Annotated in this window: 14 protein-coding genes; 7 read left to right on the forward strand and 7 right to left on the reverse strand. The window is 62.8% G+C overall.

What is annotated here, in order from left to right; genetic code table 11:
• Positions 1–79 precede the first annotated feature (79 nt).
• On the reverse strand, positions 80–679 hold the full coding sequence (locus QYQ98_RS00720; protein WP_302006867.1) for an MBL fold metallo-hydrolase: 600 nt from the start codon (positions 677–679) through the stop codon (positions 80–82).
• Positions 680–748: 69 nt separating this feature from the next.
• On the opposite strand from QYQ98_RS00720, the gene uvrA reads away from it, so the two are divergent.
• Positions 749–3,604: an excinuclease ABC subunit UvrA gene (gene uvrA, locus QYQ98_RS00725; protein WP_302006868.1), complete on the forward strand. Its 2,856-nt coding sequence runs from the start codon at positions 749–751 to the stop codon at positions 3,602–3,604.
• On the opposite strand, the gene QYQ98_RS00730 is transcribed toward uvrA, so the two are convergent.
• Positions 3,601–3,771, reverse strand: a complete 171-nt coding sequence (locus QYQ98_RS00730) for a hypothetical protein (protein WP_302006869.1) — start codon at positions 3,769–3,771, stop codon at positions 3,601–3,603. The genes uvrA and QYQ98_RS00730 overlap by 4 nt on opposite strands.
• Positions 3,772–4,367: 596 nt before the next feature.
• On the opposite strand from QYQ98_RS00730, the gene infC reads away from it, so the two are divergent.
• Genes infC through rplT form a run of 3 tightly spaced genes read left to right on the forward strand, consistent with a single transcriptional unit; the run spans position 4,368 to position 5,634 of the window.
• On the forward strand, positions 4,368–4,940 hold the full coding sequence (infC, locus tag QYQ98_RS00735) for a translation initiation factor IF-3 (protein WP_302006870.1): 573 nt from the start codon (positions 4,368–4,370) through the stop codon (positions 4,938–4,940).
• Positions 4,941–4,996: 56 nt separating this feature from the next.
• Positions 4,997–5,191 (forward strand): 50S ribosomal protein L35, encoded by a 195-nt coding sequence (rpmI, locus tag QYQ98_RS00740; protein WP_302006871.1) that lies wholly within the window; start codon positions 4,997–4,999, stop codon positions 5,189–5,191.
• Between the two features lie 59 nt (positions 5,192–5,250).
• Complete coding sequence (gene rplT, locus QYQ98_RS00745) at positions 5,251–5,634, forward strand: 50S ribosomal protein L20 (RefSeq protein ID WP_302006872.1); 384 nt, start codon at positions 5,251–5,253, stop codon at positions 5,632–5,634.
• A gap of 206 nt (positions 5,635–5,840) precedes the next feature.
• Here the strand turns inward: rplT and QYQ98_RS00750 are convergent, their stop codons facing one another.
• The 4 genes from QYQ98_RS00750 to QYQ98_RS00765 form a co-directional block, all read right to left on the reverse strand.
• Complete coding sequence (locus QYQ98_RS00750; RefSeq protein ID WP_302006873.1) at positions 5,841–7,262, reverse strand: hypothetical protein; 1,422 nt, start codon at positions 7,260–7,262, stop codon at positions 5,841–5,843.
• Positions 7,263–7,540: 278 nt separating this feature from the next.
• Complete coding sequence (locus QYQ98_RS00755; RefSeq protein ID WP_302006874.1) at positions 7,541–8,209, reverse strand: response regulator transcription factor; 669 nt, start codon at positions 8,207–8,209, stop codon at positions 7,541–7,543.
• A gap of 55 nt (positions 8,210–8,264) precedes the next feature.
• Positions 8,265–8,516 (reverse strand): hypothetical protein, encoded by a 252-nt coding sequence (locus QYQ98_RS00760; protein WP_302006875.1) that lies wholly within the window; start codon positions 8,514–8,516, stop codon positions 8,265–8,267.
• Between the two features lie 211 nt (positions 8,517–8,727).
• On the reverse strand, positions 8,728–9,723 hold the full coding sequence (locus QYQ98_RS00765) for a sensor histidine kinase (RefSeq protein ID WP_302006876.1): 996 nt from the start codon (positions 9,721–9,723) through the stop codon (positions 8,728–8,730).
• A 207-nt stretch (positions 9,724–9,930) separates the two neighbouring features.
• On the opposite strand from QYQ98_RS00765, the gene QYQ98_RS00770 reads away from it, so the two are divergent.
• On the forward strand, positions 9,931–10,755 hold the full coding sequence (locus QYQ98_RS00770) for an RNA methyltransferase (protein WP_302006877.1): 825 nt from the start codon (positions 9,931–9,933) through the stop codon (positions 10,753–10,755).
• Here QYQ98_RS00770 and QYQ98_RS00775 read toward each other — a convergent pair.
• The gene (locus tag QYQ98_RS00775) at positions 10,752–11,789 is read right to left on the reverse strand and encodes an intradiol ring-cleavage dioxygenase (protein ID WP_302006878.1); all 1,038 of its coding nucleotides are present in this window, start codon (positions 11,787–11,789) and stop codon (positions 10,752–10,754) included. The two genes, QYQ98_RS00770 and QYQ98_RS00775, sit on opposite strands and share 4 nt — an antisense overlap.
• A 253-nt stretch (positions 11,790–12,042) precedes the next feature.
• On the opposite strand from QYQ98_RS00775, the gene pheS reads away from it, so the two are divergent.
• Both pheS and pheT read left to right on the forward strand, forming a co-directional pair.
• Positions 12,043–13,083: a phenylalanine--tRNA ligase subunit alpha gene (pheS, locus tag QYQ98_RS00780; RefSeq protein ID WP_302006880.1), complete on the forward strand. Its 1,041-nt coding sequence runs from the start codon at positions 12,043–12,045 to the stop codon at positions 13,081–13,083.
• Between the two features lie 27 nt (positions 13,084–13,110).
• Positions 13,111–15,645, forward strand: coding sequence for a phenylalanine--tRNA ligase subunit beta (pheT, locus tag QYQ98_RS00785; RefSeq protein WP_302006881.1), 2,535 nt, complete (start codon positions 13,111–13,113; stop codon positions 15,643–15,645).
• Positions 15,646–15,706: the final 61 nt, after the last annotated feature.

The raw sequence follows: 15,706 nt of genomic DNA on the forward strand, positions 1-15,706 counted from the left end.
CAATTAGCGGATGTTCCCTTTCCACTGTAGACATTGTGCGTCGGTTGTGGCCCGTGCGTGTAAGTGAAAAGACGGATTTTCACCACCGGCGCTCCCACCACGTGTCCAAATTCGGGCGTTCAGTGCCGAGCGTGGTGGGGTCGCCGTGGCCGGGTCGGACGATGGCGGAGTCGGAGTAGACCTCGAAAAGCCGTTGCTTGACATCGTTGAACAGGCGCACGAAGTCGCCCTCACTGTGTGTTTTGCCCACTCCTCCGGGGAACAGGGAGTCGCCAACGAAGAGATTGATCTCCCCGTCGATCTCCGCGGCGATGGCGGCGCCGCCCGGGGTATGGCCGCGCAGGATGTGGACGGGGAACTCATGGCCGGCGAATGACAAGGTGTCGCCCTCGTTGAGTTCGACGTCAGGCGCAACCGGGAGGGCAGGGGCGTCGAGGTGGGATGCCCAGTGGGTGGCCCCGGTGCGCTCCAGCACCTCTTCCAGGGCGCCGACGTGGTCCCAGTGGCGGTGCGTGGTCAGGACGTCGGTGATGCGCACCCCTGCGGATTCGGCCAGGGAAAGGAGGGCGTCGGGCTCGGCGGCGGCGTCGATAAGCAGGCCCTGCTCGCCGGAGCTGATCAGGTAGCAGTTGTTGTCCATGCTGGACACGGAAATGTGGTCGAGCTTGAGGGAATTCATAGCGCCCAAGAGTAGTTGGGTATGTGTTGGTAGGTTTGTTCGAAGGAATCGCCGTGGGAAGGAATGAACGTGGCTGAGAAATTGACGGTGCGCGGGGCGCGCGAGCACAACCTCAAAGGCGTCGACGTGGAGCTACCGCGCGACAAGATGGTGGTGTTCACGGGTCTGTCGGGTTCCGGTAAGTCGTCGCTGGCGTTCGACACGATCTTCGCGGAGGGCCAGCGACGTTATGTAGAATCCTTGAGTTCCTACGCGCGCATGTTCCTCGGTCAAATGGACAAGCCTGACGTCGAGTACATCGACGGCTTAAGTCCAGCCGTGTCCATTGACCAAAAGTCGACGAACCGCAACCCGCGCTCGACCGTGGGCACGATCACGGAGATCTACGACTACCTGCGTCTGCTGTACTCCCGTGCCGGCACCCCGCACTGCCCGGTGTGCGACGCGGTGATCCAGCGCCAGACCCCGCAGCAGATCGTCGACCGCGTGATGGCGCAGCCCGAACGGACCAAGTTCCAAGTTCTTGCGCCCATCGTGCGCAAGCGTAAGGGCGAGTTCGTGGACCTCTTCGCGGACCTGTCGGCACAGGGCTACGCGCGCGTCACTGTCGACGGAGAGACATACCAGCTGTCTGACCCGCCGAAGCTGGAAAAGCAGGTCAAGCACAACATCGACGTCGTCGTGGACCGCCTCACGGTGAAAGAGAGCCAAAAGCAGCGCCTCACCGATTCTGTGGAGACGGCGCTGAAGCTCGCCGACGGACTGGTCGCCTTCGACTGGGTCGAGCGCGAGCAGGACGACCCTGCGCGCGTGGAGGTCTTCTCAGAGAAGACCGCGTGCCCGAACGGACACAAGCTCAGCGTCGAGGAGTACGAGCCGCGCGCGTTCTCCTTCAACTCTCCGTTCGGCGCCTGCCCGGCGTGCGACGGCCTGGGCACCCGCTCGGAGATCGACGAGGACCTGGTCATTCCCGACCCCGACGCGCCCGCCGTCGACGCGTTCCAGCCGTGGAACTCGTCGCCGAACAAGGGGTACTTCGAGAAACTCATCGTCGCGCTAGCCAAAGCTGAGGGGTTCGACGCGAACGCCCCGCTGTCGTCCTTGAGCGCCAAGCACCGCAAGGCGCTTATCGATGGCTCGTCCACCAAGGTTTCCGTCCGTTACAAGAACCGCTACGGCCGGCAGCGTTCTTTCACCTCCTCCTTCGAGGGCGTGAAAGGGTATTTGAACCGGAAGATCGAGCAGTCCGAGTCGGAGCACGCGAAGGAGCGCTATCTCGCTTACACCCGCGAGGTGGCGTGCCCGACATGCAAGGGGACCCGCTTGAAGCCGGAGATCCTGGCAGTGCGGCTGGACTCGACGACCCACGGCGAGAAATCCATCGCGGGTCTAGCGGAGCTATCCATCGAGGACGCGTCGGAGTACCTGGACCACCTTGTGTTGGGGTACCGCGAAGAGATGATCGCCGGTGCCGTGCTGCGTGAGATTCAGGCGCGTCTGCACTTCCTGCTCGACGTTGGGTTGAACTACCTCACCCTCGCCCGCTCTGCGGGAACACTGTCCGGCGGTGAAGCGCAGCGCATCCGTCTGGCCACCCAGATCGGTTCCGGTCTGGCCGGTGTGCTCTACGTGCTCGACGAGCCGTCGATCGGCCTGCACCAGCGCGATAACCAACGACTCATTTCGACGCTGCAGAAGCTCCGCGACATCGGCAACACCCTCGTCGTGGTTGAGCACGACGAGGACACCATCCGCGCCTCCGACTGGCTCGTGGATGTCGGTCCTCTCGCCGGCGAATACGGCGGGGAGATCGTCTACCAGGGAGAGCCCGCCGGGATCGAAGAGGCCACAGGGTCACTGACCGGCGACTATCTGTCCGGCCGGAAAAAGATCGAGGTGCCGGAGCAGCGCCGCGCCGTGGACAAGCAGCGCATGCTGAAGATCGTCGGCGCCCGCGAGAACAACCTGGACAACGTCACCGTCAACGTTCCGCTTGGCGTGCTCACCGCTGTGACCGGCGTGTCCGGCTCCGGAAAGTCGACGCTGGTCAACCAGATTCTGGCGAAGACGCTGCAGAACAGCCTCAACGGCGCCCGCCAGGTGCCCGGCCGCGTGAAAAAGGTCGAGGGGCTCGAGCACCTGGACAAGCTCGTGCAGGTGGACCAGTCGCCGATTGGCCGCACGCCGCGGTCGAATCCGGCAACCTACACCGGGGTCTTCGATAAGATTCGCACCCTGTTCGCCGAGACACAGGAGGCGAAGGTCCGCGGATACAAGGCCGGGCGCTTCTCATTCAACGTCAAGGGCGGCCGCTGCGAGGCCTGCCGCGGCGACGGCACCATCAAGATCGAGATGAACTTCCTGCCGGATGTCTACGTCCCGTGCGAGGTGTGCGGCGGCGCGCGCTACAACCGCGAAACCCTCGAGGTGCGTTACAAGGACAAGAACATCGCCGAGGTCCTTGACATGCCGATCAGCGAGGCGACCGAGTTCTTCGAGCCGATCACATCCATCCACCGCTACCTGCAAACCCTGTGCGATGTCGGTCTCGGCTACGTCCGTCTCGGCCAGTCCGCCACCACTCTCTCCGGCGGCGAGGCGCAGCGCGTGAAACTCGCCGCGGAGCTGCAGAAGCGCTCCAACGGCCGCACGATCTACATTCTCGACGAACCGACCACCGGCCTCCATTTTGAGGACATCCGCAAGCTCATGCTCGTTCTCAACGGCCTGGTGGACAAGGGCAACTCGGTCCTTGTCATCGAGCACAACCTCGATGTGATCAAGTGCGCCGACTGGATCATCGACATGGGCCCCGAGGGCGGTTCCGGCGGTGGCACCGTCGTCGCGCAGGGCACACCTGAAGATGTTGCCGCAGTCGAGGGGTCATTCACCGGCCAGTTCCTGGCCGAGATTCTGCCCCGCTAGCCGGCGCCCAGGAGCACGAGTGCGAAGAGCGATGCTCCCACAGCGCGGCCAGCTGGAGCGAGCAACCCAGTCTGGATAGCCAACGCGACCCCGAAGCACGCCCCGATGAACGTGATCAGCGATCCGAGTACCGCTGCCGCGCGGATGACCTTCTGCTCTGGTGTCAAGCCAGGTCTGGGGGCGGCAGGCAGCTGCGATGTCGGCTGCGGCGAAGGTTGCGGTGCCGGGGTAGACAACGGCACCTGGTCATACTCGGGGGCCACCGGGCGAGAGGTGGGGAGAGGATCCGGGGCCGCGTCAGATGGAGCGGGGCGGGGAGTTGGTCGAGGGTGTGGGAGAGTTCGTCGATAAGCTGTTGCGCGTGCGCGGTTGAGGTGCGCAATGCGGCGGGTGTCTGTCTCGATCGCATAATGAGCTGGTCGTGTCTGCTCATGGGGTCTCCCCGCGGCAACGTATTCACTTGTTAGACCGCGGCTTAGGAGGCTACGGTTCCATTTTGACGCGAAATGAATGCGGGGGATTTTGCGTGAGGGGCCGTCAGTGCTAACCTGTAGCGCACTACCGCCTGGCGCGCCCAAAGCGCGCGGGTGCAAGTGGAGTTTCTCCCACCTGATGCCGCCGTCGCGCGGAAGGCTAAGGGTCAAAACAACGGTATGCCTGCGCACACGTGTGCGTTTGTTACCGTTATGAGGATGAACTCCCACGCTATTCATATCGAAAAAGGCATGATACGCGTGGGTTTTGTCGTGGGGGAGCACTGCACGTGCAATTCGGTAGCGAACAGCACACGTCTTTCTCACCTCTAGGAGTTCTCATCAGCGCTGAAGCTCGGATCAACGAACGCATCCGCGTTCCGGAAGTTCGTCTCGTCGGCCCGTCCGGCGAGCAGGTTGGAATTGTCCGTACCGACGACGCACGCAAGCTCGCGTACGAAGCCGACCTCGATCTGGTCGAGGTAGCTCCGAATGCCAAGCCGCCCGTGTGCAAGATCATGGATTACGGCAAGTACAAGTACGAGCAGGCCCAGAAGGCCCGCGAGTCCCGTAAGAACCAGCAACAGACGGTGGTCAAGGAGCAGAAGTTCCGGCCGAAGATTGATGAGCACGACTACCAGACTAAGAAGAGCAACGTCGAGCGTTTCTTGGAGAAGGGCAACAAGGTCAAGGTGACCATCATGTTCCGCGGCCGCGAGCAGTCGCGTCCGGAGCTGGGGTACCGCCTGTTGGAACGCCTCGCCGAGGACATCCAGGAGGTTGGCCAGGTCGAGTCCCGTCCGAAGCAGGACGGCCGCAACATGACCATGGTTCTTGGGCCTGTTCGCAAAGGTAAGAAGTAGAGTTCCGCAGGGCCCAGCGCCACGCGAAACGATAGAACGCTAAAGGATTTGCCACTATGAAGCAGAAGACCCACAAGGGCACCGCCAAGCGCATCAAGGCCACCGGCTCCGGCAAGCTGCGCCGCGAGCAGGCTGGTAAACGTCACCTGAACGAGAAGCTGTCGGCCAAGCGCCGCCGCAAGCTTTCCGGCACCACCGACGTGGCCAAGAGCGACGTCAAGCGCACGAAGCGTCTCCTCGGCAAGGCTTAATCGAGCACCTGCCTCCAGAAATAACCGACTACAACTCTCACACGTAAGGAAGTATCACTGTGGCACGTGTCAAGCGCTCAGTTAACGCCAAGAAGAAGCGTCGCGCCATCCTCAAGTCCGCGAAGGGCTACCGTGGCCAGCGTTCCCGCCTGTACCGCAAGGCCAAGGAGCAGTGGCTGCACTCTCAGACCTACGCGTACCGCGACCGTCGCGCCCGCAAGTCCGAGTTCCGCAAGCTGTGGATCCAGCGCATCAACGCCGCTGCACGCATGAACGACATCACCTACAACCGCCTCATCCACGGCCTGAAGCTCGCCGAGGTCGAGGTGGACCGCAAGATCCTCGCGGACTTGGCTGTGAACGACTTCGCCGCCTTCTCCGCTATCTGCGAGGTTGCAAAGAACGCTCTGCCGGAGAACGTCAACGCTCCGAAGGCCGCCTAAGAGCTTTTCGCTTATCGACGCCCCGTTGCTCCCGGTTTCCCCGGGACAGCGGGGCGTTTTGCTGTGTCTGGAGGGGGTTGAGCCGCCCCCGCGCTGGTCAGACACTTCGCCTCATTTGATCTCGGATCTACGTGCGCTCCGCTTGTACCGCAACACAAAACCCGCCCTGTTGAAGGGCGGGTCAGCTACTCGGGTGGACGCAGCGTTTAGAACAGGCCGTTGTGCGGCTTGCCGAAGTCGTTGACGGTCGCCGTGCGGGAATCAACGTTCTGGTCGTTCGCGGTGGAGGTGTCGCCGGCGAGACGGCCGGTCTGGGTGACGGTCATGTAGTTGGTCAGACGTCCTTCCTTGGTCTTGCCGTCGCCGAAGGAGAAAGCGCCGAGTAGGATATCGTCGCCGGCGTTGACCGGGTTGGACAGTGTGACCTCGAAGGTGCGCACGCCCTTGTCGTGGTCGAATCCGAGGTCACGGATGTGGGCACCGTTGGCCTTGGTGGTGGTGATCAGGCGGTCGACGCCCTCGGGGCCGTCCTCCGTGTGGACCTCGACGCGGAAAGTCACAGCCGGGAACTCGCCCCAGTAACGGTCGGTGCCGGTGTTCTTCACCCGCAGCGCGACGGAACCTGCGAATCCCTTGGCCTTCGCGCCGGAGACGGTGAAGTACGGCTCGAGGTCCAGTTTTTCCTTGCCAGCAGCTTGTTCCTGGTCGTCTATCTTCTTGGTTTCGGTCTTATCAACGGCCTCGACCGTTGCGTCCGCCTTGTCAGGCTTCGGGGCGCTCAGGTCGATTTCCTTGTTGGTCACGGTTGCGGCGTCGGAGTCGGCGACCTTTTCAACGTCGTTAAGCGTTTCGCCCCTATTCATCTTTTCGACGTCCTCGTTGTACGCCGGGTTCGGGTTCTCGACAGGCTTGGTTACCTGTGCGCCCTTGTTCGGTGCCCAGGAATCTGCCGGGGAGGAGTAGTTCTTGACGCGGACCTCGTTCTTAACGGGCATGTTGGCCACCCATGCGGTCGGGGTCGCCCAGGTGCCGTTCGGCTTGCAGCGCTGCTGCGTGCCGGTCATGGTGATGGTGCGGAAACCGTAGGTTGCTTCGCCGGTGTTGCCGGCAGGGACCTGGTAAGGGCCGATCTTCTGGCCGACGGTCCAGCTGAGGGTCCCGGAGACCTCCCATCCGAGGGACTTGGCAATGGAGTAGCCAATGTTGCCCTGCATGCCGTCCTTGGAACCGGAGCCGCCAAGGGTAAGGGTTTCCGTCTTAGAGCCGTTGATCTTGGCCGAAATGGACTGGGTGCGGGACAGATCTTGCTGAAGTGGGATCTCCTTGTCCGACAGGTTCGTGGTGGAGATGGTGCCCACCGGGAGGAAATTGTCCGTCACCTTGTACACGACGGTGCGGTAGTCCTCGGTGGAGTTGCACACCGGGCGCGGGTTGAGGATATTCGCCTTCAGGTGATCGCTGCCGCGGTAGGTGTGGATGATCGGCAGGTTGCTGTTGGTCGCCGGGGTTTCCGGTGCAGACTCCTCGAGCGACTGCGCGCCGGCAATGGCGGTGCCGGTAGTTGCGGCGGTGGCGGTGAGCAGTGTTGCGAGCGCCGCTGCAGCAGCGCGTCGGCTGTATCGGGACATGACAGGTGTTCCTTTCTGTAAGGGGCGGGAAGAATCCTTCGGCAGCGTGCGCCGGGGAGAGTTGCCCGGGCTGTGATCGTTGTCGTTGATCGAGCGGACGCTGATGAGGATCAACCTATGACCCGCACAGCGTGCCTACAAGGAAAAACAAGCCTCTTTGAACCTAAGTTTGCAGGGCAGAGACTTTCGTATTCCGCAGCATCAGAGCCACCTGCTGAAAAGAACGAAAGTGGAATGCTGGTGGCAGATGGGGAGTGGGACGAGCCTCGGACGGCCGTCTACTTACCGTTGAGCACGGTGACGACAAGGTCGAGGCGCGAGGAGACACCGTAGAGCGTCAGCAGGTGTGAGACGTGCTTCTTCACCGTCGACTCGGAGTAGTTCAACCGGCGTGCGATGTCAGCATTGCTCAACCCTTCGCAGAGGAGCTCCAAAACATCGCTCTCACCGTCGGTGATGCCGTCGGGGTAGGTGCGCGCTGGTGTAGCGGGTGCCGCTGGCTCATCAGCCGGGGAGAGATAGGGGACCAGATTCGTCATCGCGGCAGGGGAGACGACCGTGCCGCCGGTGACAGCCTGGCGCACCGACAAGATGATTTCTTCCGGCGGTTGGCTTTTCAAAATATATCCCCGGCCACCTTGGGCCAGGATGTCAAGCATCTTCTTGTCGTTTTCCAACGACGTGATCGCCAGGAACGCCGGGGTTTGCGGACGTTCATTGAGGTACCCCAAGAGGGCCACCCCATCCATCTCCGGCATGTACACGTCCGACAGGACGAGGTCGACGGATGCCGTGTCAATGCATTCGAGGGCTTCCGCGCCACTTGCTGCGGTGCCGACGACATCTATGTCGCCGGCGGCGGTGAGGTAACGGTTGAGCACGTCGCGCACCAGAGGGTCATCGTCGACCAAGAAGACCCGGATGGGCCGAGAGGTACCGCTGCTCATGGATTCCTAAAAGGAGGGTGTTGAAGGTGGACGTGCGGGTGGAGGAGAGTATTTCCTAGCACCAGAGTTTGCCGAAGGAACCGCCGCACTTGAACATGTCGCCCACCGCGCTCGCGTAGGTGGAAATAGCGGGGGCGTCGACATCGAACCGGACACCTTCAAGGTCGCGATCGACAGGTGCGTCGACGGAAGCATCGTCCGCGCTGGACGGGGTGGACAAGCTGGACGGTGCGGCCTCCGCGACCGGGGCCACGGCGACGGCACCAGCAGCGAGCAGGGCTGCAGTGAGTGCGGAATGCTTTTTCACGGTGGATGATCCTTTGGGGGAAATGACGTCTTATGCCGAGGTCACCTGTGCGGTGAAACCGAGAAACCGGCACCGCCAGCGGCCTCGGCAGAGTGCACCCTCGATTATCGGTGCTTAGGCTGCGCGGGACAAGAATCTTGAAAGGTTCCCGGCGAAGTCGGTACAAAAGTCTCCCGCCGTGACTTGGGAAAAGATACTTTCGTTCCTTCTCTCAATCATGTTGGTGGAAGGGAAAAGATAACTCGCAACGCCATGTCCTGCCTTTGGAATTGTAAACCAGGGAACCACCGTCGAGCTCGACGAGATCGGAGGCCTCTTTCAAGCCGATGTCCGTTGTCATATTCAGGTCAGCTTTCCCGCTATCGATGTCGTTTTGGATGGCGATCGTCACGGCATCGTCCTCGTTCACAGCCGCGACGATGACGGGCTTGCTCCGGTCTGCGTACTTGAGAATGTTCGTCTTTAATTCCCTGAACACGGTGTAGCCGTGTCTGAGTTGGAACCCGCCGAGGGACTCTTCGGTGATACCGGATTCAATGACGGTGAACCCGTGGCTGCGGAGTTTTCCGATGATAATGGAGAGGTTCTCGTAGAGCGTGAACGGTTCCCGCATTGCGGAACTCGCAAAGTCAAATTCATCATCGGTCTTCATGAAACGAATGAGCTCGCGAACTTCGTGCATGGCGCGGCGGGCATCTTCAGCAATGAGCAGTGAATCCTGACGCGACGCCCCCGTCGCTTTCATCGCTATCGACTCGCTTCTCAGCACCACCGATGTCAGGGAAGCGGCCACCGAGCCGTGTAGTGCTTTGATGGTCCGTTCCCGCTCCTCCTCGATCTTCTGCTTGAAGCGCTCGGAATCTGTGCGCCTGGAAATAAGGGATTCGCGGAGCACGAGGGCACCGGTCCAACTCGCGAGGAAAAGCGCGGCGAGAATGGCGGCGCTCTCCAAATCATCAGGAAGCAAATCGCCAATAGGGATCGCAGTTAACGCGAGATACCACAGCACGACTGTGCAGACCCCGCTGAACAGCGGGGATCTGACAAGCGCAAGGATGACTACCACGGTGAGAACCGCGAACACGACAACGGGGCTGCGCAGTTCCGGGTGCACCGCAACGATCTGCAGGAAAATGCCGGTGGCGATGGCGGACGGGAGAGGGCTCACGAGGGCGCAGCCCGCGACGACTACGACGAGGGCATGCACTGCGAATGCCACTTCGCTTCCATGACTGCCGCCGCCGAATGCGAGTAGCGCCACAACCGCGACGGCGGAAAGGACAAGGGCGGTCCCCGCGAAATACCACTGTCGGGAGACCGTTGAATCGGGGAGGCCTCGGGTCCACTGCCGCAATGTCGTCACATGGACAGAGTAATAGCGGTACCGGGGTGGCTGCTTATACGCTGGTTCACCATGAGCCTGGATTTTTCGCAGCCCTTCACCGAACGCACTCCGCGGGTGGTCAACGTGGGGAAGCTGAACCGTGCGGCGGGGCGTCGTAAAGCAAAAGCTTTCCTCGCGGAAGGGGAGAACTCCGTTGAGGGGGCTGTGGCGACGGGCGCGGCGACGGACCTGTTTGTCACGGAGGCTGCGGCGGACCGGTTCGCGGACATCGTGACCGCGGCGAACTACATGGACGTATTCACGCACGCGATCACGGACAAGGCCGCGCAAACACTCACCGACACGGTGCACACGACCGGCATTTTCGCGGTGTGCAAGCCGGTGACGTGGACGCTTGGTGCGGTGCTCAAGGGCCGGCCGAAGCTGGTCGCGGTGTGCGTGGAGACAAACGACCCGGGGAACGCGGGCACCATCATCCGGCTGGTGGACGCGCTCGGCGCCGATGCTGTCGTCTTCGCGGGAGACACGGTGGACCCGGAGTCCCCGAAGGTCGTGCGGTCCTCTGCCGGCTCGCTCTTCCACGTGCCCGTCGCCCGCGAACGCGACATTAAGGGAGTCCTCGGCCAACTCCGGGCAGCAGGCTTATCGACGTTCGCCACCACCATGCACGGCGACCTCGACCTTTCCGCCCCCGGTGACGCACTGGACCAACCTACCGCGTGGCTGTTCGGCAACGAAGCCCACGGACTGCCCGAAGACGTGCTGAAGGCCGCCAACCACACCGTGTCCATCCCGATCCAGGGCTCCGCCGAGTCGTTGAATCTGTCCACCGCGGCGTCGATCTGCTTGTGGGAGTCGGCGAAGGCGCTGGCAGAGGCACGGTCAAAGGCTTAGGCGCTCGGCGGAACGGGGGCACCGCTCGGCGGGTTGCCGCCTGGTCCCGCCGGGCCGGCAGGGCCACCAGGGCCGCCGCCCATTCCGGGTGCTGCTCCGCCCCCGGAATTTGGTGTTGTGGTGTCGATGGGGACATCGATAACCGCGTTGTAACCAGCCTGGACGTCCCCGGATACCGCTGGGGTTTGCTGTTCCCAACCGTCGCTGAAGATATTGTCAGTCTCCAGCGTGATCCGCGAGTACGGTGTCACGGAGTCGGCGTAGTTGTCGGTCTGGTACACCGCGTCGCAGACCTCTGCCGGAATAGCGATCTGTGAAGTGAGGATCGCGTTTGAACTGTCGGCGATATCGTCCACTGAGGGGAATACCTCGAAATGGATGTGGGGCCAGCGACCTTCGTAGCACCCCGGGACGATGGTCGTGAACTCCACGTGTCCGTCATCGCCGGTGACCTGGACGCCGCGCAGGTACGTTTCGTCTTCCAGGCCGGATGAATACATGGAGTAGCGGCCAACAGCGTCGCAGTGCCAAATATAGACAGCGGCACCAACCATCGGGGAGTTGTTGTTGACCATGTCGACGATGTTCATCCTCAATTTCAGCGGCACCCCACTCGCCGTTGCACCGCCGGCGATAGATCCGCGAATATCGCTGCGCTCAACGCCGACATTTTCCAGAACATCTGGTCCGTTGGAGCCGTCGCCCGGGTATGGCCCGGCCGTTTCGCTGTTCATTTCGGCGAGTTGTTCAGTAGTGTTGCGGGCGGTCGCCGACGCCGAGCTTGTCACGGACGGTGTGCCTGAGGACGCGGAATTCTTTGCGCCCGGGGTGCAAGCCGCAAGCGCAGCCGTTCCGGCACCCAGTCCGAAGATGCTCAGCAGCTTGCGCCGCGACAGGCGGTTCTGGATCGTGGCGATGTCGAAAATCAGCCCCTTGTCTTCGGGATCCTCTGCTTGATTAGGCAGCACTCGGCCCTCGAAAGTTTTCGGCGTTTTGTGCGCGCCATTCACTGTGTCGTTTTCACGGATGCCCAATTCCAATGTGCTTCTTTATTCTGGGCGGCGCCGGGAATGTCTTGTCCCTCGCGGGATGCCGGCAAGAGGATTGTAAAGAACGTTTCTGGAGTTTCGTCCCGCTTCGCGTGTTAGGGCGCGCATGAAATGAACAAAGTAAGGCATCGTTTTAGCTGTTAGTTGGCTGTGCGGGATAGCTGCGAGGTACGCGCGACTGCGCAGGTATGCTTGTCACCGTTCTATATCGCTGCCGGGAAAGAAAGGTGCGGGTGTAGTGAGCACCGAAATTGAACTGACCGAGGAGAACCTGAACGCGGCGGCTGACGCGGCGATCGCGGCCTTTGAGGCGGCGCCGGACCTGGCGTCGCTGGAGGAAGCGAAGCGTGGGCACTTGGGCGAGCAGTCGCCGATTATGCAGGCGCGCAAGTCGCTCGGATCGATTCCGAAGGATCAGCGCAAGGATGCGGGCCGGTTTGTGAACATGGCCCGCGGGCGGGCTGAGAAGCGCTATGGGGAGCTGCACACTGAGCGTGAGGCGGAGCACCGTGAGCAGCAGCTGCGCGAGGAGAAGGTCGACGTCACGCTGCCGACGTCGCGTGCACAGGCCGGTGCGATGCACCCGATTACGACCTTGAGCGAGCAGATCGCCGACATCTTCGTCGGCATGGGGTGGGAAGTCGCCGAGGGCCCGGAAGTCGAGGCAGAGTACTTCAATTTCGACGCGCTGAACTTCATCCCGGACCACCCGGCGCGCACTCTGCAGGACACGTTCTACGTGGGTGAGGAAGGATCTCGTCAGGTGATGCGCACGCACACTTCGCCGGTGCAGGTGCGCACCATGCTGGAGCGCGATCTTCCGATTTACATTGCCTGCCCGGGCCGTGTGTTCCGCACTGACGAGCTGGATGCCACCCACACACCGGTCTTCCACCAGGTCGAGGGCCTCGCTGTGGACAAGGGCCTGACCATGGCGCACCTGCGCGGCACTCTTGACCACTTGGCCAAGGTGCTCTTCGGCCCGGAGACGAAGACGCGTATCCGCACCAACTACTTCCCGTTCACCGAGCCTTCCGCCGAGGTGGACGTGTGGTTCCCGAACAAGAAGGGCGGCGCCGGCTGGATCGAGTGGGGCGGCTGCGGCATGGTCAACCCGAATGTACTCCGCGCAGTGGACATCGACCCTGAGGAGTACTCCGGATTCGCCTTCGGAATGGGTATCGAGCGCACCCTGCAGTTCCGCAACGGTCTGACGGATATGCGCGACATGGTTGAGGGCGATGTGCGCTTCACGTTGCCGTTCGGTGTTCAGGCGTAACAGGGAAGAGTTGGAGGAGAGTAAATAATGCTGATTTCCCAGAAATGGCTGACGTCCCTGCTGAACAACGCCGGTAATCCCGGCTGGTCCGTGAGCCCGGAGGAGCTCGACGCCGGTTTCGTGCGCGTCGGTTTCGAGACCGAGGGCTACGAGCCGTTGCCTGAGACCACGGGTCCGCTGGTTGTGGGCCGGGTCGAAGAGATCGAGGAACTCACCGGATTCAAGAAGCCGATCCGCTACTGCCAGGTCAACGTCGGCGACGCCAACGGCACCGGCGAGCTTCAGGGCATCATCTGCGGTGCCCGCAACTTCAAGGTGGGCGACCTAGTCGTGGTGTCCTTGCCGGGTGCTGTTCTGCCTGGCGGTTTCGAGATCGCCGCGCGCAAGACGTACGACCACATCTCTAACGGCATGATGGCCTCCGAGGCGGAGCTGGGCTTCACGTCCAAGAGCGACGGCATCATCATTCTGCCTGAAGGCGCCGGTGAGCCGGGCCAGGATGCGCGCGAGGTGCTCGGCGGCTTCGACGACACTGTCTTCGAGGTCAACATCACTCCCGACCGCGGATACGCCCTGTCTGCTCGTGGCCTCGGTAGGGAAGTCGCATCTGCTTTCGGGCTGGAGTACCACGATGTGGCGGCGGAGCCGCGCATAAGCGGCGTCGATCTGTCGACCGTTCCGGAACCGACGGGCGACGTGCTGCCCGTGACCGTCGAGGAATCGACGAAGGCCCTGCGCTTCGGTCTGCGCAAGGTCGAGGGCATCGACCCGACCGCGCAGGCTCCGTTCTGGATGAAGCGCGCCCTGATGCTCGCCGGCGTGCGTTCCATCAACGCCGCAACGGACGTGACTAACTACGTCATGCTCCTGCTCGGGCAGCCGATGCACGCCTTCGACGCCGACAAGATCGCAGGTGGCCTGCGGGTGCACAACGCCACCGACGGCGAGGAGTTCGAGACGCTCGACCACGTCACCCGCACGCTCACCCCGGGCGACGTGGTCATTTCCGACGACAATGGGATCCAGTCGCTCGCCGCGATCATGGGCGGCACGACTTCGGAGATCGCCGACGACACCACCGACGTCTTCTTCGAGGCCGCTACGTGGGATCCGCTCACCGTCGCGCGTTCCGCACGCCACCACAAGTTGAGCTCCGAGGCTTCTCGACGTTTCGAGCGCGGCGTCGACCCCGCCATCGTCGAGGTCGCACTGGACGTGGCGTGTGCGTTGCTCGTGTCCATCGCTGGCGGCACCGTCGTGGCCAAGCGCACTCTCGTCGGCGACGCGCCGGAGCGTGATGCGATCCGTCTGCGTGCATCCCGCCCGGCTGAGCTGATCGGCGTGGACTACTCCGTGGAAACCGTGGTCAAGCGCCTCGAGGAGGTCGGGTGCTCCGTGGAGTCAACGGAAGAGGACGGCGAGACCGTTCTCTCCGTCACCCCGCCGACGTGGCGTACTGACCTCAATGAGCCCGTGGAGCTCATTGAGGAGATCGTGCGTCTCGAGGGGCTCGACGACATCCCGCTCGAGCTGCCCACCCCGCGCGGTGGACGCGGCCTTTCGCCGTTGCAGCGCCGCCGCCGTGCTGTCACGCACGCTCTGGCGTACTCCGGCTACGCCGAGGTGATCCCGACCCCGTTCATGTCCAATACCGTGTTGGACACCTGGGGCCTGGACGCCGACGATGCCCGCCGCCGTGTTGTGAAGGTGCAGAACCCGCTCGATGCGGACTACGCGGTGCTTGCCACGTCATTGCTCCCGGCGATGCTCGAGGCTGTCGGCCGCAATGTCGCCCGCGGCCGCAACGACCTCGCTTTGTTCTCCGTAGCGCAGGTGGCGTTCAAGACCGCCGATTCCTCGCCGATGCCGAGCGCTGCTGAGCGTCCCGCGGACGATGTCGTCGCCGAGCTCATCGCATCTCTGCCCGAGCAGCACCTGCACGCCGCGACCGTAGCGATCGGCAACACGGAGCTTGCGGGACCGTGGGGTGATGGGCGCGCGTACTCGTGGGCGGATGCGATCCAGTCTGCCCAGGTGGTCGCTCGTACGGCAGGTGTGGAGCTCGAGCTCGCCTCCGCCGAGGAACTGCCGTGGCACCCGGGCCGCTGCGCCGAGCTGTCGGTCGTGGTCGAGGGGCAGTCCCACGTTGTCGGTTACGCCGGCGAGCTGCACCCGCAGGTTCTTGAGCCTCTGGGCCTGCCGGAGCGCACGTGCGCCATGGAGATCGATCTGACCGCGCTGCCGCTGGGTGAGAACCTCCCGGCTCCGGTGCTGTCTTCCTTCCCGGCGCTGCACCAGGACGTCGCGCTGGTCGTCGACGAGGGGATCCCGGCCGAGTCCGTGCGCCGCACTCTGGAACAGAATGCCGGCGAGCTCATCGAGGATGTCACTCTCTTCGACGTGTACCGCTCTGATGCCCTCGGCGAAGGCAAGAAATCCCTCGCCTTCGGCTTGGTGTTCCGTGCTCCCGACCGGACCCTGACCGAAGACGAGGCATCCGAGGGACGGCTCGCCGCTGCCGAGGCCGCTAAGGCGGAGCACGGCGCCCAGATGCGTGCCTAGCCCCCTGAGTGCTGACGCTCCCAGCATCCACTCCGGCGCGCTTTGTCTCTCGGGGACGGTA

It is taken from the genome of Corynebacterium sp. P3-F1 (assembly GCF_030503635.1).
Lineage (GTDB): Bacteria > Actinomycetota > Actinomycetes > Mycobacteriales > Mycobacteriaceae > Corynebacterium.